We start from the raw sequence: 23,689 nt of genomic DNA, 5'->3' as shown, positions 1-23,689 counted from the left end.
TGAAAGAGTGTTTATTATTCAGCGTTTTTCGCTGTGTTGTTTTTTGTTGGAAGAACTTCACCGTGGTATAACCAAACTTTTACGCCGATTTTACCGTAAGTTGTGTCAGCTTCAGCTGTTCCGTAGTCGATGTCGGCACGGAGTGTGTGAAGTGGAACTGTTCCTTCCGAGTACTTCTCTGAACGAGCGATATCAGCGCCACCAAGACGACCAGAAACTTCTGTTTTGATCCCTTTGATGCCAGTACGCATCGAACGTTGAATAGATTGTTTCATTGCACGACGGAATGATACGCGACCTTCCAATTGACGAGCAATGTTTTCTGCTACAAGCTTCGCAACAGCGTCAGCGTTTTTCACTTCAACAACGTTGATGTGAACGCGTTTTCCGTCAGCGATTTTTGTAATGTGTTTACGGAGTGATTCGATTTCAGAACCACCTTTACCGATTACCATACCTGGCTTCGCAGTGTGAAGCGAAATGTTCACGCGGTTTGCAGCGCGTTCGATTTCAACTTTAGAAACACTAGCATCCTTCATTTTGTTTTCGATGTATTCACGAATAACGAAGTCTTCATGAAGGAGATCAGCGTAGTCTTTCTCAGCGTACCAACGCGAATCCCAGTCTTTGATAACACCAACGCGAAGACCGTGCGGATTTACCTTTTGACCCACTACATATCCCTCCTTATTTCTCAGTTACCACGATGTGGATGTGGCTTGTGCGTTTGTTAATACGGCTTGCGCGACCCATCGCACGTGGGCGGAAGCGTTTGAGTGTTGGACCTTCGTTTACGTAAGCTTCTGTTACAACGAGGTTCTCAATGTTCATATCGTAGTTGTGCTCTGCGTTAGCAATCGCTGATTTTAATACTTTTTCAACGACTGGCGATGCTGCCTTGTTCGTGTGAGCAAGGACAGAGAGCGCTTCGCCGACTTGTTTCCCGCGAATTAAGTCTACAACGAGACGTGCTTTGCGAGGAGCAAGACGGACCATATTAGCTGATGCTTTAGCTTGCATGGATTTGACCTCCCCTCAAATTACCGTTTCGTTTTCTTGTCTGATCCGTGACCTTTGTACGTGCGTGTTGGAGCGAATTCACCAAGTTTGTGACCAACCATATCTTCTGTCACGAATACTGGTACGTGTTTACGACCATCGTGCACACCGAACGTGTGACCCATGAATTCTGGGAAGATCGTCGAGCGACGTGACCAAGTTTTGATGACTTGCTTCTCACCAGATTCGTTGAGTTTGTCAACTTTAGCGAGTAAGTGGTGATCTGCGAATGGACCTTTTTTCAAGCTGCGACCCATGTTAGAACCTCCCTTTGGAATGATTCGGGAACGGCCCTTTCGAACCGCCCGAGAATCATGTAGTAATTATTTCTTACGGCGACGAAGGATGTACATGTCGCTCGATTTGTTTTTCTTACGAGTCTTAAGACCAAGAGCTGGTTTACCCCAAGGAGTAAGTGGGCCCGAACGACCGATTGGCGCACGACCTTCACCACCACCGTGTGGGTGATCAACCGGGTTCATTACAGAACCACGTACTGTTGGGCGTTTGCCTAACCAACGTGAACGTCCTGCTTTACCGATGTTTACGAGTTCGTGTTCTTCGTTACCAACTGAACCGATTGTCGCGCGGCAAGTGCCGAGGAACAAGCGTGATTCACCTGATTGAAGACGAACGATGACGTACTTGCCGTCACGTCCTTGGATTTGTGCCGATGCACCAGCCGCACGAACTAGCTGACCGCCTTTACCAGGCTTAAGCTCGATGTTGTGGATTGTTGTACCGACAGGGATGTTTACGAGTGGAAGAGCGTTCCCCACTTTGATATCCGCTTCAGGACCAGACATGATTTCCATGCCTACTTTGATGCCCTTAGGAGCGAGGATGTAACGTTTCTCACCATCTACATAGTTGATGAGTGCGATGTTTGCTGAACGGTTTGGATCGTATTCGATCGTTGCTACGCGTCCTGCAACGCCATCTTTGTTACGTTTGAAATCGATGATACGGTATTTACGCTTGTGACCGCCACCTTGGTGACGAACAGTCAAGCGACCTTGGTTGTTACGTCCGCCTTTTTTCGAAAGCTTTTCAGTTAACGATTTTTCAGGGCGATTCGTTGTGATCTCTGCAAAGTCGAGAGATGTCATGTTACGACGACCGTTAGTGGTCGGCTTAAACTTTTTGATTGCCATCGAGGATTCCCTCCTTTTCTTCTAAGGTAGTTAATTAACCGAGGAAGTCGATTGTGTTGCCTTCAGCAAGGGTTACGATCGCTTTTTTACGACGAGCTGTGTAACCAGAGTGACGACCGACACGTTTCGCTTTCGGTTTGTAGTTCATTGTGTTTACCGAAGCAACTTTCACGTTGAAGATTGTTTCGATAGCGTGTTTCACTTGCGATTTAGTCGCTTTTACGTCGATTTCGAAAACGTATTTGTTAGCTTCCATGAGGCTAACTGAACGCTCAGTGATGATCGGACGTTTGATGATATCGTATGCTTGAGCCATTATGCAAGCACCTCCTCTACCTTCGCAACCGCATCTTTAGTGAAGATGACTTTGTCGTTAGCAACGAGGTCAAGAACGTTTACGCCTGCTGCGTCGATCACAGTCACTCCTGGGATGTTACGAGCTGCGAGAGCGATAGTCTCATTGTAGTCCGCTGTGACTACAAGAGCCTTACGTTCTACTGATAAGCTGTTGAGTACAGCAGCCATATCTTTTGTTTTTGGTGCATCGAAAGCAAGGCCTTCGAGGACGATGATTTCGTTGTTTTGTACTTTCGACGAAAGAGCCGAGAGAAGTGCTAAACGACGAACCTTCTTAGGAAGTTTGTAAGAGTATGAACGTGGTGTTGGACCGAAGACTGTACCACCACCAACCCATTGTGGTGAGCGGATAGAACCTTGGCGCGCACGACCAGTTCCCTTTTGTTTCCATGGTTTACGGCCGCCACCGCGTACTTCCGAGCGACCTTTCGTATCGTGAGTACCTTGACGGCGTGATGCTTGTTGCATGACGATTGCGTCGTAAAGTACTGATTCGTTTGGCTCGATTCCGAAGATGGCTTCTGCCAATTCGATTTCGCCAACTTGTGAACCTGTTTGGTTAAGCAAAGCTACTTTAGGCATTCGTAATTCCTCCTTTCCGTGCAGTTAATTAGTTACCTTTGACCGCTGATTTGATGATGACGTTCGATTTACGAGCGCCTGGGATAGCACCTTTCACGAGGAGAAGGCCACGTTCCACATCAACTTTAACGACTTCAAGGTTTTGAATTGTTTTACGCTCTCCACCCATTTGACCAGGAAGAAGTTTCCCTTTAAATACGCGGTTAGGAGCGACAGGACCCATCGAACCAGGACGACGGTGGTAGCGCGAACCGTGAGCCATTGGTCCACGTGATTGTCCGTGACGCTTGATCGCACCTTGGAATCCTTTACCTTTCGATGTACCTGTTACGTCTACTAATTCACCTGCAGCGAAAATGTCTGCCTTAATCTCTTGACCGATTTCGTATCCTTCTACTGAAGTACGAACTTCTTTGATGAAGCGCTTAGGTGTCGCGTTTGCTTTCGCAGCGTGACCTTTTGATGGTTTGTTTTGACGTGATTCTTTGATGTCTCCGAAACCAAGTTGAACTGCTTCGTAACCGTCTGTGTCAACTGTTTTAAGTTGAAGAACGACGTTACCTTCTACAGCAACTACTGTTACTGGTACAACTTCGCCTGCTTCGTTGAAGATTTGAGTCATACCAAGTTTTGTTCCTAAGATTCCTTTAGCCATGAGATACACCTCCTGTTAATAATTAATTGTCTCTTCTGGCTAGTATCTACTATATGAAGAATTAAAGTTTGATTTCGATGTCTACACCTGATGGTAACTCGAGACGCATAAGCGAATCGACTGTTTTCGGTGTTGGGTTTACGATGTCGATCAAGCGTTTGTGTGTACGCATTTCGAACTGCTCACGAGCATCTTTGTACTTGTGAACCGCACGAAGAATCGTGTAAACCGATTTTTCAGTTGGGAGCGGGATTGGACCCGATACCTTTGCACCTGAACGCTTCGCAGTGTCAACGATCTTCTCAGCTGATTGATCGAGAACGCGATGGTCATATGCTTTTAAACGAATACGAATTTTTTCATTTGCCATGTTTGTTTCCCTCCTTTGTCGCCTACTTTAAAAATAGACAATTCTCCGCGGAAATTTCCACACCGGCCATGGCAATGCTGCCTGGCGTGTCATAACCTCCCGCTTCAACGCAGCGTGCTTGTGTCAGCAGAGGCATCCGATCATTGCAAATCAACGATTGGACCCGTTTTCTGCTGTAAAGTCTCTCACCACTCGCACAAACACTTAATCATTATATCTAATCTGGTCATGGAATGCAAGATTAGATTTTTGAAGTTGCTGGTTGTCTGATGAGTTGCTCAACGTTCCCTAATGTAACAAGATTCGCGAGCTTTTGCAAGCAAAAATTCATTCTTTTATTGAACTATTTTTCAAACGAACTCCCATGTCAACTCGACCTAGCGTTTCATCACCTCTCCAAAACGCTCTGTCACCCCTTCTATGACCGATTGTGGCGCTCGTTTTAAACAGTCTTGAACAATTCCTTCATTAACACTGTGCGTCTTGAAATAGCGGAGCAATGACGCTAATTTATCCTCTCGTCCGATGACCGTGTAAAGGACGACCCACTCTTCTAGGTGCATCCATTGTCCATCTGGTTCAATGAAAGGATGCGTATAGATTCCGTCGGTACACTTCATTCGGAAACTAGACATGACGTCCACATCTGTTCCCTCGAATATATACTCTCCAAAGTAGGTCGTTACGTATGCGTCGTGAGAATCTGATGGTTTCTTCTCCCCAGCACGACTAAGTACGCGATCGATTTTTTCAAACTGGTCCGGTTCAACAAAAACATCGATGTCATTCGTTACCTCGACGATGCCATGATGCTTTAACAGCTCAGAACCGCCAATGCGATACGCAATCCCATTCAAGCGACAAATAGTCTCTAGTTGCTTCAGCATGACGCCACTCCTTTCTCGTATGCCTCATCTTACCATGTTGTGATGGAAACACAAAAAAGCAGCCCGCATATTGCGGACTGCTTAATGTTGTTCAGTTGAATCAATCGATTACTCGATGATTTCTGTTACTGAACCAGCACCTACAGTACGGCCACCCTCACGGATAGAGAAACGTGTACCGTCTTCGATCGCGATTGTAGAAATCAATTCGATCGTCAACTCGATGTTGTCTCCTGGCATTACCATTTCAGTACCTTCTGGAAGGTGAACGATACCTGTTACGTCAGTTGTACGGAAGTAGAACTGCGGACGGTAGTTCGCGAAGAATGGCGTGTGACGGCCACCCTCTTCTTTAGAAAGAACGTAGATTGATGCTTTGAATTTAGAGTGTGGTGTGATTGAACCTGGCTTAGCAAGTACTTGTCCACGCTCGATGTCGTCACGTGATACACCACGGAGAAGTGCACCGATGTTGTCGCCAGCTTCAGCATAGTCAAGAAGCTTACGGAACATCTCTACACCAGTACATACAGTTTTCTTCGTTTCTTCTGTAAGACCAACGATTTCGATCTCGTCGTTGACGCGGAGAACACCACGCTCAACACGACCAGTCGCTACAGTACCACGACCAGTGATTGAGAATACGTCCTCAACAGGCATCATGAAGTCTTTTTCAGTGTCACGAACTGGTTCTGGGATGTACTCATCAACAGCGTTCATGAGTTCCATAACTTTTTCTTCCCACTGAGCTTCACCGTTAAGTGCGCCAAGTGCAGAACCTTTGATTACAGGGAGGTCGTCGCCTGGGAAGTCGTATTCAGAAAGAAGTTCACGGATTTCCATTTCAACGAGTTCGAGAAGCTCTTCGTCGTCTACCATGTCAACTTTGTTCATGAATACTACGATGTAAGGAACACCTACTTGACGTGAAAGAAGGATGTGCTCACGTGTTTGTGGCATTGGGCCATCTGTTGCAGATACAACGAGGATCGCGCCATCCATTTGAGCAGCACCAGTGATCATGTTTTTAACATAGTCAGCGTGTCCTGGGCAGTCAACGTGTGCGTAGTGACGCTTGTCAGTTTCGTACTCGATGTGAGCTGTTGCGATTGTGATACCGCGCTCGCGCTCTTCTGGAGCACCATCGATTTGGTCGAACTTAGTAGCTGTTTTACCTTGTGCACGTGAAAGTACAGCAGAGATTGCTGCAGTCAAAGTTGTTTTACCGTGGTCAACGTGGCCAATTGTACCAACGTTAACGTGCGGCTTAGAACGGTCGAATTTTTCTTTACCCATTCTAGATTCCTCCTCTATTAAACGATTAGTTTTATTTAACTAGGAAGACGTAGGCTACTTTTAACATACGTCCTCCTTAGCTTACAACAATCAATCTAGCGATACAACCGTTATTAGCCGTTCGCTTTTTTGACGATTTCTTCAGCGATTGATTTCGGTACTTCTTCGTAGTGATCGAAGTGCATCGAGTACGTTCCGCGTCCTTGTGTACGTGAACGAAGTGATGTTGCATAACCGAACATTTCTGAAAGTGGAATCATCGCTTTAACGACTTGTGCGTTACCGCGAGCTTCCATACCTTCTACGCGTCCACGGCGTGACGTGACGTCACCCATGATGTCACCCATGTATTCTTCTGGGATAACAACTTCAACACGCATCATTGGCTCAAGGATAACAGCTTTCGCTTGGTCCTTAAGTTGTTTGACCGCCATCGAAGCAGCAACTTTAAACGCCATCTCGTTCGAGTCGACATCGTGGTACGAACCGAATACGAGACGAGCTTTAACGTCTACTACTGGGTAACCAGCGAGGATACCGTTTTCGAGAGCTTCTTCAATCCCGTTTTGAACAGCAGGGACGTATTCACGTGGTACAACACCACCGACGATCTTGTTCTCGAACTCGAATCCAGCGCCTTCTTCGTTCGGCTCGAATTCTACGACAACGTGACCGTACTGACCGCGTCCACCAGACTGACGAACGAATTTCGAATCGATCTTCGCAGCGCCACGGATTGTTTCACGGTAAGCAACTTGTGGTGCACCAACGTTAGCTTCTACTTTGAATTCGCGACGCATACGGTCAACGAGGATGTCAAGGTGAAGCTCACCCATACCAGAGATGATCGTTTGACCAGTCTCAGGGTTTGTTTCAGTGCGGAATGTTGGATCTTCCTCTGCGAGTTTCGCAAGAGCTTGACCCATCTTATCTTGGTCTGCTTTCGATTTAGGCTCGATTGCAACCGAGATAACTGGTTCTGGGAACGTCATTGACTCGAGAACGATGTTATCTTTCTCAGAGCAAAGCGTGTCACCAGTAGTCGTGTCTTTGAAACCAACAGCAGCGGCGATGTCACCAGCGAATACCATTGGAATCTCTTCACGGCTGTTTGCGTGCATTTGAAGGATACGACCGAGACGCTCACGCTTCCCTTTAGTCGAGTTCTTCACGTATGATCCTGCTTCAGCTGTACCAGAGTACACGCGGAAGAACGTCAATTTACCGACGTAAGGGTCAGTCATAACTTTGAACGCAAGTGCTGAGAATGGAGCTTCATCAGAAGGCTCACGCGTGATTTCTTCTTCTGTATCGAGGTTGATCCCTTTGATTGACTCTACATCAACTGGTGATGGGAGGTAATCAACAACGGCGTTAAGCATGAGCTGAACACCTTTGTTTTTGAAGGCAGAACCAACGAGTACAGGGTAGAATTCAACGCTAAGTGTCGCTTGACGGATTGCAGCTTTCAATTCATCGATTGAAATCTCTTCCCCTTCAAGGTACTTCATCATCAACTCTTCGTTGAAGTCAGCAACACCTTCGATCAATTGACCGCGAAGTTCTTCAGCTTGGTCAGCCATGTCAGCTGGGAAGCCGTCTATTACTTCGATGTCAGTACCGAGGTCGTTGTTGTACATGTAAGTCTTCATTTCAACGAGATCGATGATCCCTTTGAAATCGTCCTCTGCTCCGATTGGGAGTTGGATCGCGTAAGCGTTCGCTTGAAGACGATCGTGGAGCGTCTTCACAGAGTACAAGAAGTCTGCGCCGATTTTATCCATCTTGTTGACGAATACGACACGTGGTACACCATATGTCGTCGCTTGACGCCATACAGTTTCTGTTTGTGGTTCTACACCTGACTGAGCGTCAAGTACAGCAACCGCACCATCAAGTACACGGAGTGAACGTTCAACTTCTACAGTGAAGTCTACGTGTCCAGGTGTATCGATGATGTTTACACGGTGGCCATTCCACTGTGCAGTTGTCGCAGCCGAAGTGATCGTGATTCCACGCTCTTGCTCCTGCTCCATCCAGTCCATTTGTGAAGCACCTTCGTGCGTTTCACCAATTTTATGGATACGACCTGTGTAATAAAGAATACGTTCAGTTGTTGTCGTTTTACCGGCATCGATGTGAGCCATGATCCCGATGTTACGAGTATTCTTTAGGGAGAATTCTCTTGCCATACTGGGTATTCTCCTTCCGCATGTTTGATTTTCGTGTGCGCGCACACGATATGATTATACCCGAAAGCCACTCCGTTAAGCCATGCTTGGCGGAGTGGACTTTACGATTAAATTACCAACGATAGTGAGCAAACGCTTTGTTAGCTTCTGCCATCTTATGCATGTCTTCGCGTTTCTTAACAGATGCACCAGTGTTGTTGGCTGCATCCATGATTTCGTTCGCGATACGTTGCTCCATCGTTTTTTCGTTGCGGAGACGAGCGTAGTTCACGAGGTAACGAAGACCAAGTGTTGTACGGCGCTCTGGACGAACTTCTACAGGAACTTGGTAGTTAGCTCCACCTACACGGCGTGCTTTAACTTCAAGTACAGGCATGATGTTGTTCATTGCTTCTTCGAACACTTCCATAGGCTCTTTGCCTGAGCGTTCAGCGATGATGCCAAATGCGTTGTAAATGATAGTTTGAGCTGTACCTTTTTTACCGTCTAACATGACACGGTTAATGAGGCGAGTTACCAATTTCGAGTTGTAGATCGGATCTGCGATAACGTCACGACGTTCTGCACGGTTTTTACGCATCCGAGTACCCTCCTTTCAAAATTTCAATTGTAGTTTAGTTTGCGAGAATTACTTCTTCGCAGCTTTCGGACGTTTCGTACCGTATTTAGAACGGCCTTGCATACGTCCATCAACACCTGCAGTGTCAAGCGCACCACGAACGATGTGGTAACGTACCCCTGGTAAGTCTTTTACACGTCCTCCACGGATAAGAACAACGCTGTGCTCTTGAAGGTTGTGGCCAATACCTGGGATGTACGCAGTCACTTCGATTTGGTTAGTCAAACGAACACGAGCATACTTACGAAGCGCCGAGTTCGGTTTCTTCGGAGTCATTGTACCAACACGTGTACAAACACCACGTTTTTGTGGTGAGCTCACGTTTGTTTGTGACTTGATGAAACTGTTGTAACCTTTGTTAAGTGCTGGAGAGTCAGATTTCACGACTTTCGATTTACGTCCTTTACGGACTAACTGGTTAATAGTAGGCATCTTTGAAGATCCTCCCTTCCTGAATGTTGCTATTTTCTAGTCCCACCGACCCGGGTGGTTCATTTAAGGTCATAACGAAACGTTTTTACGAGGCGTAGGCATTCCATGACCTCGCAAAAACGTGAGTTATACCTTGAAAGTGGCAATTGTAGCAGCCAAACCTTCCCGTAGAAAGTTCGGATGGACGTCCAAGTAGCTTGCCGACTGCTGGACATCGTTGTCATCGACAACAACCGATTGGCGGCACTAAATCATAGTAGCACCGCCAACCTGCGCTGTCAAGACGTATTTTACTCGACAGTTGTATCTTCGAGCGCAACCGGCGCCTCATCTTCTTTGAGTTCCACATCACGGTAGACAGCCATTCCAGTACCAGCTGGAACGAGTTTACCGATGATGACGTTCTCTTTAAGTCCGAGGAGATAGTCACGTTTCCCTTTGATTGCTGCATCTGTCAAGACGCGAGTCGTTTCTTGGAACGAAGCCGCTGAGAGGAACGAATCTGTCTCAAGTGAGGCTTTTGTGATCCCGAGAAGGACTGGTTTCGCAGTCGCTGGGTGTTTTCCATCACGAATCGCATCTTTACACGCTTCTTTGAAGACGCTGATGTCGACGAGTGATCCAGGGAGAAGCGGTGTGTCACCTGATTCGATAACTTTGACACGACGAAGCATTTGGCGAACCATGACCTCAACGTGCTTATCACCGATTTCTACCCCTTGCATCCGGTAAACTTTTTGAACTTCTTGAAGAAGATAGTTCTGAACACCAGATACACCACGGACGGCGAGCAATTCTTTCGGATCGATCGAACCTTCCGTGAAGACTTCACCGGCTTCTACTGTGTCGCCGATTTGAACGCGGAGACGCGCTCCGAAAGGAATCGTGTATGAACGAGTCTCACTGAATCCTTCGACCGTGAGTTCACGCTTGTCACGAGATTCTGTGAAGTCGATAACCGTACCAGAGATTTCCGAGATGACCGCTTGACCTTTCGGGTTACGGGCTTCGAATACCTCTTGGATACGCGGAAGACCTTGTGTGATATCGTCCCCGGCAACCCCACCTGTGTGGAAGGTACGCATTGTAAGCTGCGTTCCTGGCTCACCGATTGATTGTGCGGCAATGATACCGACGGCTTCCCCGACTTCAACGTTTGATCCAGTCGCCAAGTTGCGTCCGTAACACTTCTTACATACGCCGTGTGACGTGTTACATGTGAAGGCTGTACGGATTTCAACGTTTTCAACACCCGCATCTACGATGATGCGCGCGATGTCTTCTGTGATCAATTCGTTCTTATCGATCAACACTTCGCCCGTTTCAGGGTGTGTGACCGTTTCAAACGATGTACGTCCGACGAGACGGTCGTACAAGCTTTCGATTTCTTCCGTACCTTCGCGGAGTGCAGAAACACGGATTCCGCGGTCTGTTCCACAATCCTCTTCACGGATGATGACATCTTGCGCTACGTCAACGAGACGACGCGTCAAGTAACCTGAATCGGCTGTCTTCAAGGCTGTATCGGCAAGACCTTTACGAGCCCCGTGAGTCGAGATGAAGTACTCTTGAACCGTCAGACCTTCACGGAATGACGATTTGATTGGAAGTTCGATGATGCGACCAGATGGAGCGGCCATCAAACCACGCATACCCGCAAGCTGCGTAAAGTTCGATGCGTTACCACGGGCACCTGAGTCAGACATCATGAAGATTGGGTTCAGGCGGTTGAGGGATTTCATCAATCGAGATTGAATTTCATCCTTCGCTTCGTTCCAAGCACGGACAACGCGCTCGTAACGCTCATCTTCAGTGATGAGACCACGACGGAACGACTTCATGATTTGGTCGACTTGTTTTTGTGCTTCATCAAGGATTTCCTGTTTATCCGGAAGTACGATGATATCGGCAATTCCAACCGTCACACCCGCTTTTGTCGAGTGCTTGAAGCCAAGATCTTTCATCCGGTCAAGCATGCGGCTTGTTTCCGTCGTTTCAAACTTCTGGAACACTTCCGCGATGACTTTCCCAAGGAAACCTTTTTTGAACGGGTCGATGATTGGACGTGATGCGATTTCTTCCGCAACGTTCGCCCCTTTATCGATGAAGTACTTGTCAGGCGTTGCTTCCTGTAAGTTTTCCATCGTCGGTTCGTTCAAGTATGGGAACGTATTTGGCAAGATTTCGTTGAAGATCATCTTACCAACTGTCGTAATGAGCAATTTCTCGTTCTGTTCGTCTGTGAACGTTGGGTTGTTGAGCGTACGCGCCGGAAGTGCCACACGCGAGTGCAAGTGGACATAACCGTTTTGGTAAGCAATCAACGCTTCGTTGACGTTCGAGAACACTTTCCCTTGACCGACGGCATCTTCACGTTCGAGTGAGATGTAGTAGTTACCGAGGACCATATCCTGCGATGGTGTAACAACTGGTTTTCCGTCTTTCGGGTTCAAGATGTTCTGCGCAGCGAGCATGAGAAGACGTGCTTCCGCTTGTGCTTCTGCAGAGAGCGGAACGTGGACGGCCATTTGGTCACCATCGAAGTCGGCGTTGTATGCCGTACATACGAGTGGGTGAAGGCGAATCGCACGACCTTCAACAAGAATCGGTTCGAATGCTTGAATACCAAGGCGGTGAAGTGTCGGGGCACGGTTCAAGAGGACCGGGTGCTCGCGAATGACTTCTTCAAGGACGCCCCAGATTTCAGGTTGCATCTTCTCGATTTTGCGTTTGGCGTTCTTGATGTTTGAAGCGATGCCGCGACCGACAAGCTCTTTCATCACGAACGGTTTGAAGAGCTCAAGCGCCATCTCTTTTGGAAGACCACACTGATACATCTTCAAGTTCGGACCTACGACGATAACCGAACGTCCTGAATAGTCGACCCGTTTACCGAGAAGGTTTTGACGGAAACGACCTTGTTTCCCTTTCAACATGTGTGAAAGTGATTTAAGCGGACGGTTACCAGGACCTGTTACCGGACGACCACGACGACCGTTGTCGATGAGGGCGTCAACCGCTTCTTGAAGCATACGCTTCTCGTTTTGCACGATGATGTTCGGCGCGCCGAGGTCGAGCAAACGTTTGAGACGGTTGTTCCGGTTGATGACTCGACGATACAAATCGTTCAAGTCAGATGTCGCAAAGCGTCCACCATCAAGCTGTACCATCGGGCGAAGCTCTGGTGGGATGACAGGAAGTACTTCAAGGATCATCCAGTCTGGATTGTTTCCTGAAGTGAAGAAGGCATCGAGAACTTCCAAGCGCTTGATCGCACGTGTACGACGTTGACCTTGGACTGTTTTCAACTCTTCACGAAGCTCGCCTACTTCTTTTTCAAGATTCACGTCTTGAAGAAGTGTACGGATGGCTTCAGCACCCATGTCTGCTTTGAAGTCACTACCGTATTTTTCACGGTAGAGACGGAATTCTTTTTCCGAGAGAAGTTGTTTCTTCTCAAGCGGAGTATCACCTGGCTCTGTGACCACGTAAGATGCGAAGTAAATGACTTCTTCAAGCGCACGTGGTGACATGTCGAGAACAAGCCCCATGCGGCTTGGTATCCCTTTGAAGTACCAGATGTGCGAAACTGGTGCCGCGAGCTCGATATGGCCCATTCGCTCGCGACGCACTTTCGCTTTCGTCACTTCAACGCCACAGCGGTCACAAATGACTCCTTTATAACGGATACGTTTGTATTTCCCACAGTAACATTCCCAGTCTTTCGTAGGACCGAAGATTCGTTCACAGAATAATCCGTCCTTCTCTGGTTTAAGTGTACGATAGTTGATCGTTTCCGGCTTTTTGACTTCACCGTAAGACCACGAACGGATCTTCTCTGATGAAGCCAAGCCGATTTTCATATATTCAAATCGATTAACATCTACCAAGGGGCCGACCTCCCTTTTCGCCTTATTCCTCTTCCGTAACAGTCGGTTGAACGACTTGTTCTAACGCCGATGTTGCGTTCGGGATGTTGTCGTCATCTTCATCTTTCATTTCGACTTCTTCATCATCCGCTGACATCATCTTGACTTCCATACCGAGCGCTTGAAGCTCTTTGATCAAGACGCGGAATGATTCAGGAACGCCCGCTTTCGGAACGCTCTCGCCTTTCACGATGGCCTCATATGCTTTCACACGACCGACCGTGTCATCCGACTTGATTGTCAAGATTTCTTGGAGCGTGTAGGCTGCGCCGTACGCTTCAAGAGCCCAAACTTCCATCTCCCCGAAGCGCTGACCACCGAACTGTGCTTTACCACCGAGCGGTTGTTGCGTGACGAGTGAGTATGGTCCAGTCGAACGAGCGTGAAGTTTGTCATCAACCATGTGCGCGAGTTTGATCATGTACATGACACCAACCGAGACGCGGTTATCGAACGGTTCACCCGTACGACCATCGTAGAGACGCGTTTTCGCATCTTTATCCATACCAGCCTCTTCAATCGTTGCCCATACGTCTTCCTCACGCGCTCCATCGAATACAGGTGTTGCCACTTTGATGCCGAGCTTCTTCGCCGCCATACCAAGGTGGAGTTCAAGTACCTGACCGATGTTCATACGAGATGGTACCCCAAGCGGGTTGAGCATGATGTCAACCGGTGTACCGTCTGGCATGTATGGCATATCTTCTTCAGGGAGGATCCGCGAGATAACACCTTTGTTACCGTGACGTCCCGCCATCTTATCCCCTTCGTGAATCTTACGTTTTTGAACGATATAGACACGTACCATTTGGTTGACGCCTGGAGACAACTCGTCACCGTTTTCACGGTCGAACACTTTGACATCCAAGATGATTCCATCTCCACCGTTTGGTACACGAAGTGACGTATCACGTACTTCACGTGCCTTCTCACCGAAGATTGCGTGCAAGAGACGCTCTTCCGCCGTCAATTCTGTAACGCCCTTAGGTGTTACTTTACCGACGAGGATATCGCCATCCTTGACTTCAGCTCCGATGCGGATAATTCCGCGATCGTCCAAGTTGCGAAGTGCGTCATCTCCGACGTTTGGAATATCACGTGTGATTTCCTCTGGTCCGAGTTTCGTGTCGCGTGACTCTGACTCGTACTCTTCGATATGAATCGACGTGTACACGTCATCTTTCACGAGACGCTCACTCATGATGATCGCATCCTCGTAGTTGTAACCATCCCATGTCATGAAGGCAACGACGACGTTACGGCCGAGCGCGAGCTCACCCATATCCATCGATGGACCGTCTGCAAGGATTTCTCCTTTTTCGACACGGTCACCAGCTGCGATGATTGGTTTTTGGTTATAGCATGTCCCTTGGTTCGAACGGACATATTTTTGAAGTTTGTAACGGTCAAGGTCACCTGAAACCTCAGAACCGTTCACGTCAGACGTGCGACGGATCAAGATTTCACGCGCTGTGACGCGTTCGACGACACCTGGGTATTTCGCAACAATAGCTGCCCCAGAGTCTTTCGCAGATACGTACTCCATGCCGGTACCGACAATCGGTGAATCCGGTTGAAGGAGTGGTACTGCTTGACGTTGCATGTTCGCTCCCATGAGGGCACGGTTCGAGTCATCGTTCTCGAGGAACGGGATACATGCCGTTGCGGCAGAAACAACCTGTTTCGGCGAAACGTCCATGTAGTCCACTCGGCTTGGCTCGACTGACAAGTTTTGTCCGCGGAAACGGCAAAGAACTTGTTCGTCTGCAAAGTGACCATCTTCTGTGAGCGGCATGTTTGCCTGTGCGACGACATAGAGGTCTTCCTCATCAGCCGTCATATATTGAATGTCGCCAGTGACAAGACCTGTTTCCGGGTCAACACGACGGTATGGTGCTTCGATGAAACCGTACTCGTTCACTTTCGCATAAGACGAGAGTGAGTTGATGAGTCCGATGTTCGGTCCCTCTGGTGTTTCGATTGGACACATCCGACCGTAGTGCGAATAGTGAACGTCTCGAACTTCGAAACCAGCACGCTCACGTGTCAAACCACCCGGTCCAAGTGCAGAGAGACGACGCTTGTGCGTGAGCTCTGCGAGCGGGTTCGTTTGGTCCATGAACTGTGACAATTGCGAGCTACCGAAGAACTCTTTAAGTGATGCGATAACCGGGCGGATGTTGATGAGCGCCTGTGGTGTGATCGCATTTTGATCTTGAATCGACATACGTTCTTTTACGACACGTTCCATACGGGAAAGCCCGATCCGGAATTGGTTTTGGAGAAGTTCTCCGACTGAACGAAGACGACGGTTTCCTAAGTGGTCGATGTCATCTGTTGTTCCGACTTCGTGAAGTAAGTTGAAGAAGTAGTTGATTGAAGCGATAATATCGGCTGGCGTAATATGTTTTACGCTGCGATCGATATTGCCATTTCCGATGATGTTCAAGATACGCTCTCCATCTGGGTCATCCGGTGAGATGACTTTGATTGACTGAAGACCGAATGGCTCACCTTCAGCGACACCACCAGTTGGTTCCGCATCGATATAACCAAGGCCGTTCTCCAAGTGCGGGAGGATACGATCTAAGTTGCGGCGGTCGAGGATTGTTCCGGCTTCGGCGAGTACTTCGCCTGTTTCCGGGTCCACGAGCGTTTCCGCTAATTTTTGACCGAACAAACGGTTCTTAAGATGAAGTTTTTTGTTCATCTTATAGCGACCGACGTTCGCTAAGTCGTAACGTTTCGGGTCGAAGAAACGTGATACGAGAAGAGATTTCGCATTTTCTACCGTTGGTGGTTCACCAGGGCGGAGACGCTCATAAATCTCGATCAACGCTTTCTCTGTAGACTCCGTATTATCTTTTTCAAGGGTGTTACGAAGGTATTCGTCATCCCCGAGAAGGTCGATAATTTCTTGGTCCGTACCGAATCCGAGGGCACGCAACAACACCGTTACCGGAATTTTACGGGTACGGTCGATACGAACATAAACGATATCTTTGGCATCTGTCTCGAGTTCGAGCCAAGCACCACGGTTCGGGATGACAGTTGCGCCAAATCCACGTTTACCGTTTTTATCGAGTTTAGCGTTATAGTACACGCTCGGTGAACGGACAAGCTGGGAAACGATGACGCGTTCTGCACCATTGATGATAAACGTTCCCGATTCTGTCATGAGCGGGAAATCCCCCATGAACACTTCTTGTTCTTTGAGCTCACCTGTCTCTTTGTTTTGGAGACGCACTTTTACGCGAAGTGGCGCAGAATAAGTAACGTCGCGCTCCTTCGATTCATCGATAGAATACTTCGGCTCACTGAGCGAGTAATCGATGAACTCCAATACGAGGTTTCCTGTGAAGTCGGAAATCGGTGAAATGTCTGTGAACATTTCCTTCAATCCTTCACGCAAGAACCACTCATAAGAAGCAGTTTGAATTTCAATCAAATTCGGAAGCTCTAATACCTCACTGATACGGGCAAAGCTTCTTCTCTGACGGTGACGACCGTACTGAACAAGTTGACCAGTCAACTGATTCACCTCTCAGACCCCCAATTCTTTAGCGAATTTTTCGGGCGTAATAATCGAACATTGTCATTGAATGTCGCTCGTTTTCCGTCTCTAAAAAGCGGCAGACACGGCAGTTTCAAGCGAATTCCATTCCAATGGCATTTTATAATGTTAGCATATACGTTATAGCGAGTCAACAAGACTTCACCGTTTGTCAAGACCGAATTGCTCGGAAAATAAAGTAACCTTTTTCTTTCGCGATCGTTTCAACTTGACCAAACACCTCTTCTAATAACTTTTTAGCAGAAGGTGCTCCTTGTTTCTTTTGAATGACGACATAGATTGCTCCTCCATCGACGAGGTGCGTATGTGCTTCACGCAAGATCGTATGGACGACTTGTTTCCCCGCACGAATCGGCGGATTGGTGACAATGGCGGCAAACCGTTCTCCCCCCACCGCGTCATACGCGTGAGAAAGCCGTGTTTCGACCGTCACTCCATTACGGGCGGCGTTTTGCTCAGAGAGCGCCAGCGCACGCTCATTCACATCAATGAGCAAGGCCTCACGCCCAGAGGCATCGGCAAGCGAGATCCCCATCGGACCATAGCCGCAGCCTACATCTAAAATACGTCCCGACACATCAGGCATCTCAAACGTTTCAATTAAAAGACGTGACCCAAAATCGACCGACCCTTTCGAGAACACACCGCGGTCCGAAGTGAAATGATACTGTTTCCCTCGCAACTCGTACGTCCATGTCTCCGGGGCACTTTCCGAACGTGGATCGTTCGTATAGTAATGATCTCCCATGCGTTGAACCTCCTAACCCATTCTTCAAGGAAATAAAAGAAGCTCGCCATGGCGAGCTTCTATAGGTTGTGAAGTAGAATTACTTAACTTCAACAGATGCGCCAGCTTCTTCAAGCTTAGCTTTGATTGCGTCAGCGTCTTCTTTAGAAACGCCTTCTTTGACTGGAGCTGGAGTTCCGTCAACGAGTGCTTTTGCTTCTTTAAGACCGAGACCTGTGATTTCACGAACAGCTTTGATGACGTTGATTTTACCAGCGCCAGCGTTTGTGAGGATTACGTCGAATTCAGTTTTCTCTTCAGCTGCTGCGCCTGCGCCAGCACCTGCAACTGCTACTGGAGCTGCTGCCGATACGCCGAATTCTTCTTCGATTGTTTTTACGAGTTCGTTAAGTTCGAGAACCGTCATTGATTTGAGGTCTTCGATGAATTGCTCTTTGTTGAAAGCCATTATGGTTTTCCTCCTTTGATGTTGTGAAAAAGTTTTTTTGAGTTACGCTACGCGACAAAAATTAAGCTGATTGCTCTTCTTTTTGTTCTGCGATTGCATTTGTTGCGACTGCGAGCCCACGGATTGGAGCTTGAAGTACGCTGAGAAGCATCGAGAGAAGACCATCGCGTGATGGAAGTTCTGCAAGGGCTTTGATTTCTTCGAGTGAAGAAACTTTACCTTCGATGATTCCGCCTTTAAGTTCGAGCGCTTTGTGCTCTTTCGAGAAGTCGTTCAAGATCTTCGCTGGAGCAATAACGTCTTCTTTAGAGAAGGCGATTGCTGTAGGACCAGTGAAGACTTCGTCAAGACCTTCGAAGTTCGACTGAGTAGCTGCGCGGCGAAGAAGACCGTTCTTGTAAACTTTGAACTCGATTCCAGCGTCACGGAGTGATTTACGGAGTGTAGTCACTTCTTCAACTGTAAGTCCACGGTAGTCAACAACAACTGTTCCAACGCTCGCTTGCATTTTCTCAGCGATTTCATCGACGAGTGCCGATTTCTGAGCTACGATTTTTTCGTTTGCCATGTGTTTGCACCTCCTAGTCAATTCTTATACCGGACGAGAGGCTGCTCTCCAAAAGAAATCCCTCGTATGAAGACATACGAGGGCGTAATTGTTTGAAAGTAAACCTGTGACAACAGGCTCAAGTTCGAGCAAAGACACCTCGGAAGGGTTTACGGACCGATGTCCACCTTCTGTCTACGGTAATCCAACATATTCGGTTGAACGTGTATTACTTTATCAGCGGCGTCACACGTTGTCAACAATTTATTTCAACAAGATTACTTAAGGAAATCTGCAGTCGCTACACGGATCCCAGGACCCATTGTAGATGAAAGCGAGATGTTTTTAAGGTAAGTTCCTTTTGCAGTAGCAGGCTTCACTTTCATGAGTGTTTCGAGAATTGTCTCGATGTTCTCAGAGAGTTTAGATGCTTCAAATGATTTCTTACCAACTGGAACGTGGATGTTACCAGCTTTATCAACACGGTATTCAACTTTACCAGCTTTGATATCCGCGATTGCTTTTTCTACGTCGAAAGTAACTGTTCCTGTTTTCGGGTTAGGCATGAGGCCTTTAGGTCCGAGAACACGACCAAGTTTACCAACTTCACCCATCATGTCAGGTGTCGCAACGATTACATCGAAGTCGAACCATCCTTGTTGGATTTTGTTGATGTACTCAGCGTCGCCAACGTAGTCTGCTCCAGCAGCTTCCGCTTCTTTCACTTTCTCACCTTTTGCGAAGACGAGAACTTTTTGTGTTTTACCAGTACCGTGTGGAAGTACAACGGCACCACGGATTTGTTGGTCTGCTTTCTTCGGATCTACGCCGAGACGGACAGCAACTTCGATTGTTTCATCGAATTTAGCAGTAGCTGTTTTTTGAACGAGCTCGACAGCTTCAGCGAGGTCGTATGACTTCGTGCGGTCAACAAGCTTAGCTGCTTCTTGGTGTTTTTTACCCATGATCTTTTCCTCCTTGTGGTTAGCGGAATTTCCTCCCACATAATGAAGGGATTGAAGGTGAGCAGTATTCACCGACAACCCCAGAGACTAGCAATTAGTCTTCGATTACAATACCCATACTACGTGCAGTACCTTCAACCATAAGCATCGCTGTTTCTACAGATGATGCGTTAAGGTCAGGCATTTTAAGTTCAGCGATTTCGCGAACTTTGTCACGCTTAACCGTTGCTACTTTCTTACGGTTTGGTTCACCAGAACCACTCTCGATACCAGCAGCTTTCTTCAAGAGAACTGCAGCTGGTGGAGTTTTCGTAATGAATGTAAACGAACGATCTTCGTATACCGTGATGACTACAGGAATAATCAATCCGGCTTGGTCTTGTGTACGAGCGTTGAACTCTTTACAGAATCCCATGATGTTAACACCTGCTTGACCAAGTGCTGGACCTACTGGTGGAGCTGGGTTTGCTTTACCAGCTGGGATTTGAAGTTTAACGAGTTTAGAAACTTTTTTCGCCACGAGACACACCTCCTTAAGTCTAAAATGTGGTTTCTTGGACGTTGTGCGCCCTCCCACTCAATCTATTAGGTCGAGTTTGTACCGAAATAAAGCACAACATCAAACATTTTCGATTGTACCATCCGTTTTACGGATTAGCAAGTGGGTTTAGTTAATTTTCTGAACTTGTTCGAAATCAAGCTCAATTTTTGTTTCACGACCGAACATGTCGACCACGACTTTGAGCTTCTCTTTGTCGGCTTCAATCTCGTCGATTGTTCCTTCAAAGTTCTCAAATGCGCCTTCTTTCACGCGGACAAGGTCACCGAGTTCATAGTTGTAACGATCTTTCTTCTCGATGAGTCCCATTTGTGACAAGACGTTTGTCACTTCGTCCGGTTGGAGTGGGATTGGTTTTGCCCCACCACCCGTTGAACCGAGGAAGCCGGTGACGTTTGGCGTGTTGCGGACAACATACCATGAATCGTCAGTCATGACCATCTCTACGAACACATAGCCCGGGAAACTTTTGACTTCACGTTCTTTGATTTTCTTCTCGCCACTTTTCAATGTGACTTCTTCTTGCGTCGTTTCAGTCGGGACGAGGACGCGGAAAATTTTATCTTCCATGTTCATCGAACCGATTCGACGTTCTAGGTTTTCTTTGACGTTATTCTCAAAACCTGAGTACGTCTGGACAACAAACCATTGTTTCTCCACGGCTTTCACCTCTTCCTTAGTTAATCAATAAATTGACGAGATAACTGACCCCAGTATCTACGCCGAACACGAACAGGCCAATCACGACAACAGTCGCGATGACAGTAATGGTATATTTCGTGAGTTCTTTACGAGTCGGCCAACTCGTTTTCTTCAACTCTTTCCATACGTCGCGCAAAAAGTTCATGGTAGCTTCCTCCTACATTGAATGCCAATCTACGTTACTTTGATTCCCGATGCAGCGTATGCGCGTTACAGCGGCGACAAAACTTCTTCATTTCAAGCCGTGTCGACACGCCATCTTTTTTTGTCGTCGAGTACTCTCGAGACCCGCATTCTGAGCAAGCGAGACTTACTTTCTTTGCCATTCATAAGCGCCCCTTTCGACTACTCTCTCTTAAAAAAGAGCGAAAAAAAAACGCCTCCTGTAAATGGCGTCTACGGACAAGGCGCTGCTTTTAAAGTATCACATAGGAGGCACGCGGTCAATAATCGGTTAGCTCGTGAGCATCCGGACGTCGACATGACGCTCGAATTTCTTCTTCACGCGCTGTAACGCATTATCGATCGATTTGACATGACGATCAAGGTCGTCTGAAATCTCTTGATAAGAGCGCCCGTCTAAATAAAGACGCAAGACTTTCCGTTCGAGGTCACTCAAGATCTCATCCATCTTCGCTTCCATGAACGACTGTTCTTCCTGTGTCACGATCAATTCTTGTGGGTCAGTCGGATGTGGTGGCAAGATGACATCGAGCAACGTCCGGTCAGATTCTTCATCAAAAATTGGTTTATCGAGTGACACATATGAATTGAGCGGAATATGTTTTTGGCGTGTCGCCGTCTTGATTGCCGTGATCATCTGGCGGGTAATGCACATCTCGGCAAAGCTTTTGAATGACGCAAGTCGCTCGTCTTTATAATCACGCACACCTTTATAAAGGCCGATCATCCCCTCTTGGACGATGTCCTCATGATCTGCACCAATCAAAAAGTATGAACGTGCCTTCGCTCGCACAAAATACCGGTATCGTTCAATCAAAAACTCGAGCGCGTCGCTATCCCCTTCGTTGCGCGCCAATAAGACCAACTCTTCGTCTGACATTTTTTCAAACTGTTCGTACGGCCATCCGTTCATGCTCGTTACCCCCCCGGCGATTGATCCTGAACTATGTAAGGTTGTGTCCCATTATAGGGCTCCCTACTCCTATGCGTCAAACAAATTTCTAAAAATTCCGTCAATTGAATACTGTGTAACTCATATATGTAATAGTATACAACATTCCTTTGCAAAAAAATGTCAAAATCGAAACAAAGACGAGTCCATTTCATGAACTCGTCCGTGATTTCAATCACCTTTTGATTTGCGACGTCGCATTTCTTCAAACTTTGCTTGAATATGTGGTGGAATATCAATCGTCTTCCGATTTGCTTGTTCTTTCTCTAGCGACACGCGCTGTTGCTCAATCAGTGTTTTCGCATGCTTCCAATCTTTCAACAGTTCGGTTGCCGGAACGCGCAATGCGCCTTGACCAAAGATGACCCACTGCTCCGTGAAATCGTTCGTCGCAACGAATAGTGTAATGAGCCGGTCATCCACTAATTCATGGGCACGCCGCTCAATCCATTCGTCCGCTGTCTCATTTTCTTTCGTATAGACAACGTCGACCCGACTCCGCTTCTCTTTGGATTCACGACCATAGCGCATGTGGGCGTCAAACACGATGGTGACCTCTTTGCCGGACACAGCCTGATATTCTGCCATCGCCTCAATCAACAGATTGCGTGCCTGTTCAAAATCTACGTCGCGGAGACTTCTCAAGTGAGGCCACGCGCCGATGATATTATATCCGTCGACAAGAAGGAGCTCGCGCTTCAGGATACTCATGCCAATGGATGACGTGAGCGATGCACCTCATACAGAAGGAGCGCCGCTGCAACAGATGCATTGAGTGACGTGACATGACCGACCATCGGTAAATGAACAAGGAAGTCGCACGATTCGCGCACGAGTCGGCTCATCCCCTTGCCCTCACTTCCAATGACCACAACGAGTGGCATATTTCCATCCAATCGACGATAGTCCTGACTTTCTTTCGCATCGGTCCCGACGACCCACAATCCTTTTTCCTTCAACTCTTCAAGTGTCCGTGTCAAGTTCGTCACACGCGCCACCGGAATATGCTCAATGGCCCCGGTCGAGGCTTTAGCAACCGTTTGAGTCAAACCGACCGAGCGACGTTTCGGAATGATGATCCCATGTGCGCCAACGGCATCGGCGGTCCGTAGAATCGAACCGAGATTGTGCGGGTCTTCGAGCTCATCTAGCAAAATGAAGAGCGGTGTCTCCTCTTTCGAAGCTGCGAGAGCGAACATGTCTTCGACTGTTTTGTATTCATAAGCCGCAACCGCCGCAACGACTCCTTGGTGATGTTCACTGCCAGCCATCTTCTCAAGTTTCGTTTTTGGGACGAATGACACTTGGACCGATGCTTCGTTCGCCATCGCGATGATTTGAGCGAGTGGTCCCTTTTGCTGACCTTCCATAATGAATACTTTATTCATATCCCGACCACTTCGCAGTGCCTCGAGTACCGGGTTACGACCGTAAAGGAAGTCAATCCCTTCCTCCATCACATCGACTTCCTTATAGTCA

General features: G+C 47.6%; 26 protein-coding genes and 1 other annotated feature. All 26 genes read right to left on the bottom strand.

Translation table 11 applies throughout. From position 1 onward, the window contains the following. Positions 1–14 precede the first annotated feature (14 nt). The 26 genes from rpsC to rlmB all read right to left on the bottom strand — a co-directional run bounded on the left by rpsC (position 15) and on the right by rlmB (position 23,667). On the bottom strand, positions 15–674 hold the full coding sequence (rpsC, locus tag F3H97_RS00200) for a 30S ribosomal protein S3 (protein WP_012727671.1): 660 nt from the start codon (positions 672–674) through the stop codon (positions 15–17). A gap of 13 nt (positions 675–687) precedes the next feature. After that, on the bottom strand, positions 688–1,020 hold the full coding sequence (gene rplV / locus F3H97_RS00195) for a 50S ribosomal protein L22 (protein ID WP_012727672.1): 333 nt from the start codon (positions 1,018–1,020) through the stop codon (positions 688–690). 20 nt (positions 1,021–1,040) lie between these two features. Beyond that, positions 1,041–1,316 (bottom strand): 30S ribosomal protein S19, encoded by a 276-nt coding sequence (rpsS, locus tag F3H97_RS00190; protein ID WP_012727673.1) that lies wholly within the window; start codon positions 1,314–1,316, stop codon positions 1,041–1,043. 66 nt (positions 1,317–1,382) lie between these two features. Next, a complete protein-coding gene (gene rplB, locus F3H97_RS00185; RefSeq protein ID WP_012727674.1) occupies positions 1,383–2,213 on the bottom strand; it encodes a 50S ribosomal protein L2 in 831 nt (276 codons plus the stop codon). Between the two features lie 34 nt (positions 2,214–2,247). After that, a complete protein-coding gene (gene rplW, locus F3H97_RS00180; RefSeq protein WP_012727675.1) occupies positions 2,248–2,529 on the bottom strand; it encodes a 50S ribosomal protein L23 in 282 nt (93 codons plus the stop codon). After that, positions 2,529–3,152, bottom strand: a complete 624-nt coding sequence (gene rplD, locus F3H97_RS00175; RefSeq protein ID WP_012727676.1) for a 50S ribosomal protein L4 — start codon at positions 3,150–3,152, stop codon at positions 2,529–2,531. Before rplD ends, rplW begins: the two co-directional genes overlap by 1 nt. 28 nt (positions 3,153–3,180) lie before the next feature. Then, on the bottom strand, positions 3,181–3,807 hold the full coding sequence (gene rplC / locus F3H97_RS00170; RefSeq protein WP_012727677.1) for a 50S ribosomal protein L3: 627 nt from the start codon (positions 3,805–3,807) through the stop codon (positions 3,181–3,183). Positions 3,808–3,868: 61 nt separating this feature from the next. Continuing rightward, entirely contained in the window at positions 3,869–4,177 is a 309-nt protein-coding gene (rpsJ, locus tag F3H97_RS00165) for a 30S ribosomal protein S10 (RefSeq protein WP_074032438.1), read from the bottom strand. 377 nt (positions 4,178–4,554) lie between these two features. Beyond that, positions 4,555–5,064: a nucleotidyltransferase family protein gene (locus F3H97_RS00160; protein ID WP_196430269.1), complete on the bottom strand. Its 510-nt coding sequence runs from the start codon at positions 5,062–5,064 to the stop codon at positions 4,555–4,557. A 108-nt stretch (positions 5,065–5,172) separates the two neighbouring features. Next, complete coding sequence (gene tuf / locus F3H97_RS00155; protein WP_078147868.1) at positions 5,173–6,360, bottom strand: elongation factor Tu; 1,188 nt, start codon at positions 6,358–6,360, stop codon at positions 5,173–5,175. 113 nt (positions 6,361–6,473) lie between these two features. After that, positions 6,474–8,552, bottom strand: coding sequence for an elongation factor G (gene fusA / locus F3H97_RS00150; RefSeq protein ID WP_159563152.1), 2,079 nt, complete (start codon positions 8,550–8,552; stop codon positions 6,474–6,476). 112 nt (positions 8,553–8,664) lie between these two features. After that, complete coding sequence (gene rpsG / locus F3H97_RS00145; RefSeq protein ID WP_012727682.1) at positions 8,665–9,132, bottom strand: 30S ribosomal protein S7; 468 nt, start codon at positions 9,130–9,132, stop codon at positions 8,665–8,667. 48 nt (positions 9,133–9,180) lie between these two features. Beyond that, positions 9,181–9,603, bottom strand: a complete 423-nt coding sequence (gene rpsL / locus F3H97_RS00140) for a 30S ribosomal protein S12 (RefSeq protein ID WP_012727683.1) — start codon at positions 9,601–9,603, stop codon at positions 9,181–9,183. Positions 9,604–9,893: 290 nt separating this feature from the next. After that, positions 9,894–13,493, bottom strand: coding sequence for a DNA-directed RNA polymerase subunit beta' (gene rpoC, locus F3H97_RS00135; protein ID WP_159563153.1), 3,600 nt, complete (start codon positions 13,491–13,493; stop codon positions 9,894–9,896). A 22-nt stretch (positions 13,494–13,515) separates the two neighbouring features. Beyond that, the gene (rpoB, locus tag F3H97_RS00130; RefSeq protein WP_074037866.1) at positions 13,516–17,064 is read right to left on the bottom strand and encodes a DNA-directed RNA polymerase subunit beta; all 3,549 of its coding nucleotides are present in this window, start codon (positions 17,062–17,064) and stop codon (positions 13,516–13,518) included. A 193-nt stretch (positions 17,065–17,257) separates the two neighbouring features. Beyond that, the gene (locus F3H97_RS00125; RefSeq protein WP_012727686.1) at positions 17,258–17,854 is read right to left on the bottom strand and encodes a class I SAM-dependent methyltransferase; all 597 of its coding nucleotides are present in this window, start codon (positions 17,852–17,854) and stop codon (positions 17,258–17,260) included. 79 nt (positions 17,855–17,933) lie between these two features. After that, positions 17,934–18,302, bottom strand: coding sequence for a 50S ribosomal protein L7/L12 (gene rplL, locus F3H97_RS00120; RefSeq protein ID WP_012727687.1), 369 nt, complete (start codon positions 18,300–18,302; stop codon positions 17,934–17,936). 61 nt (positions 18,303–18,363) lie between these two features. Beyond that, positions 18,364–18,870: a 50S ribosomal protein L10 gene (gene rplJ, locus F3H97_RS00115; protein ID WP_012727688.1), complete on the bottom strand. Its 507-nt coding sequence runs from the start codon at positions 18,868–18,870 to the stop codon at positions 18,364–18,366. Positions 18,871–18,914: 44 nt separating this feature from the next. Further along, positions 18,915–19,068 (bottom strand) — a sequence feature (ribosomal protein L10 leader region). A gap of 59 nt (positions 19,069–19,127) precedes the next feature. Continuing rightward, a complete protein-coding gene (rplA, locus tag F3H97_RS00110) occupies positions 19,128–19,814 on the bottom strand; it encodes a 50S ribosomal protein L1 (RefSeq protein WP_012727689.1) in 687 nt (228 codons plus the stop codon). Positions 19,815–19,908: 94 nt separating this feature from the next. Then, the gene (gene rplK / locus F3H97_RS00105) at positions 19,909–20,334 is read right to left on the bottom strand and encodes a 50S ribosomal protein L11 (protein WP_012727690.1); all 426 of its coding nucleotides are present in this window, start codon (positions 20,332–20,334) and stop codon (positions 19,909–19,911) included. A 147-nt stretch (positions 20,335–20,481) separates the two neighbouring features. Next, positions 20,482–21,033: a transcription termination/antitermination protein NusG gene (nusG, locus tag F3H97_RS00100; RefSeq protein ID WP_012727691.1), complete on the bottom strand. Its 552-nt coding sequence runs from the start codon at positions 21,031–21,033 to the stop codon at positions 20,482–20,484. A 16-nt stretch (positions 21,034–21,049) separates the two neighbouring features. After that, positions 21,050–21,220 (bottom strand): preprotein translocase subunit SecE, encoded by a 171-nt coding sequence (gene secE, locus F3H97_RS00095; protein ID WP_012727692.1) that lies wholly within the window; start codon positions 21,218–21,220, stop codon positions 21,050–21,052. A 34-nt stretch (positions 21,221–21,254) separates the two neighbouring features. Further along, the gene (gene rpmG, locus F3H97_RS00090; RefSeq protein ID WP_012727693.1) at positions 21,255–21,401 is read right to left on the bottom strand and encodes a 50S ribosomal protein L33; all 147 of its coding nucleotides are present in this window, start codon (positions 21,399–21,401) and stop codon (positions 21,255–21,257) included. 128 nt (positions 21,402–21,529) lie between these two features. Next, positions 21,530–22,171, bottom strand: coding sequence for an RNA polymerase sporulation sigma factor SigH (gene sigH, locus F3H97_RS00085; RefSeq protein WP_012727694.1), 642 nt, complete (start codon positions 22,169–22,171; stop codon positions 21,530–21,532). A 210-nt stretch (positions 22,172–22,381) separates the two neighbouring features. Further along, complete coding sequence (locus F3H97_RS00080; protein ID WP_012727695.1) at positions 22,382–22,921, bottom strand: YacP-like NYN domain-containing protein; 540 nt, start codon at positions 22,919–22,921, stop codon at positions 22,382–22,384. Then, entirely contained in the window at positions 22,918–23,667 is a 750-nt protein-coding gene (rlmB, locus tag F3H97_RS00075; protein WP_031421850.1) for a 23S rRNA (guanosine(2251)-2'-O)-methyltransferase RlmB, read from the bottom strand. Before rlmB ends, F3H97_RS00080 begins: the two co-directional genes overlap by 4 nt. Between the last annotated feature and the right edge of the window lie 22 nt (positions 23,668–23,689).

This window comes from Exiguobacterium sp. SRB7LM (assembly GCF_015712685.1).
GTDB classification, from domain to species: domain Bacteria; phylum Bacillota; class Bacilli; order Exiguobacteriales; family Exiguobacteriaceae; genus Exiguobacterium; species Exiguobacterium profundum.
The sequence above is the reverse complement of the archived record's forward strand: the minus strand, read 5'-3'. Positions and strand labels throughout refer to the sequence as shown.

What these genes read in the sequence shown, in the direction of transcription:
- F3H97_RS00080 (WP_012727695.1), bottom strand. Translation starts at nt 22,921, where the DNA reads ATGAGTATCCTGAAGCGCGAGCTCCTTCTTGTCGACGGATATAATATC.
- rplJ (WP_012727688.1), bottom strand. Translation starts at nt 18,870, where the DNA reads ATGGCAAACGAAAAAATCGTAGCTCAGAAATCGGCACTCGTCGATGAA.
- sigH (WP_012727694.1), bottom strand. Translation starts at nt 22,171, where the DNA reads ATGAACGGATGGCCGTACGAACAGTTTGAAAAAATGTCAGACGAAGAG.
- rpsL (WP_012727683.1), bottom strand. Translation starts at nt 9,603, where the DNA reads ATGCCTACTATTAACCAGTTAGTCCGTAAAGGACGTAAATCGAAAGTC.
- fusA (WP_159563152.1), bottom strand. Translation starts at nt 8,552, where the DNA reads ATGGCAAGAGAATTCTCCCTAAAGAATACTCGTAACATCGGGATCATG.
- rplB (WP_012727674.1), bottom strand. Translation starts at nt 2,213, where the DNA reads ATGGCAATCAAAAAGTTTAAGCCGACCACTAACGGTCGTCGTAACATG.
- rplD (WP_012727676.1), bottom strand. Translation starts at nt 3,152, where the DNA reads ATGCCTAAAGTAGCTTTGCTTAACCAAACAGGTTCACAAGTTGGCGAA.
- rpmG (WP_012727693.1), bottom strand. Translation starts at nt 21,401, where the DNA reads ATGGCAAAGAAAGTAAGTCTCGCTTGCTCAGAATGCGGGTCTCGAGAG.
- tuf (WP_078147868.1), bottom strand. Translation starts at nt 6,360, where the DNA reads ATGGGTAAAGAAAAATTCGACCGTTCTAAGCCGCACGTTAACGTTGGT.
- secE (WP_012727692.1), bottom strand. Translation starts at nt 21,220, where the DNA reads ATGAACTTTTTGCGCGACGTATGGAAAGAGTTGAAGAAAACGAGTTGG.
- rlmB (WP_031421850.1), bottom strand. Translation starts at nt 23,667, where the DNA reads ATGGAGGAAGGGATTGACTTCCTTTACGGTCGTAACCCGGTACTCGAG.
- rplW (WP_012727675.1), bottom strand. Translation starts at nt 2,529, where the DNA reads ATGGCTCAAGCATACGATATCATCAAACGTCCGATCATCACTGAGCGT.
- rplA (WP_012727689.1), bottom strand. Translation starts at nt 19,814, where the DNA reads ATGGGTAAAAAACACCAAGAAGCAGCTAAGCTTGTTGACCGCACGAAG.
- rpsJ (WP_074032438.1), bottom strand. Translation starts at nt 4,177, where the DNA reads ATGGCAAATGAAAAAATTCGTATTCGTTTAAAAGCATATGACCATCGC.
- rpsS (WP_012727673.1), bottom strand. Translation starts at nt 1,316, where the DNA reads ATGGGTCGCAGCTTGAAAAAAGGTCCATTCGCAGATCACCACTTACTC.
- rplV (WP_012727672.1), bottom strand. Translation starts at nt 1,020, where the DNA reads ATGCAAGCTAAAGCATCAGCTAATATGGTCCGTCTTGCTCCTCGCAAA.
- F3H97_RS00125 (WP_012727686.1), bottom strand. Translation starts at nt 17,854, where the DNA reads ATGGGAGATCATTACTATACGAACGATCCACGTTCGGAAAGTGCCCCG.
- rplC (WP_012727677.1), bottom strand. Translation starts at nt 3,807, where the DNA reads ATGGCTAAAGGAATCTTAGGAACAAAACTTGGTATGACTCAAATCTTC.
- F3H97_RS00160 (WP_196430269.1), bottom strand. Translation starts at nt 5,064, where the DNA reads ATGCTGAAGCAACTAGAGACTATTTGTCGCTTGAATGGGATTGCGTAT.
- rpsG (WP_012727682.1), bottom strand. Translation starts at nt 9,132, where the DNA reads ATGCGTAAAAACCGTGCAGAACGTCGTGACGTTATCGCAGATCCGATC.
- rplL (WP_012727687.1), bottom strand. Translation starts at nt 18,302, where the DNA reads ATGGCTTTCAACAAAGAGCAATTCATCGAAGACCTCAAATCAATGACG.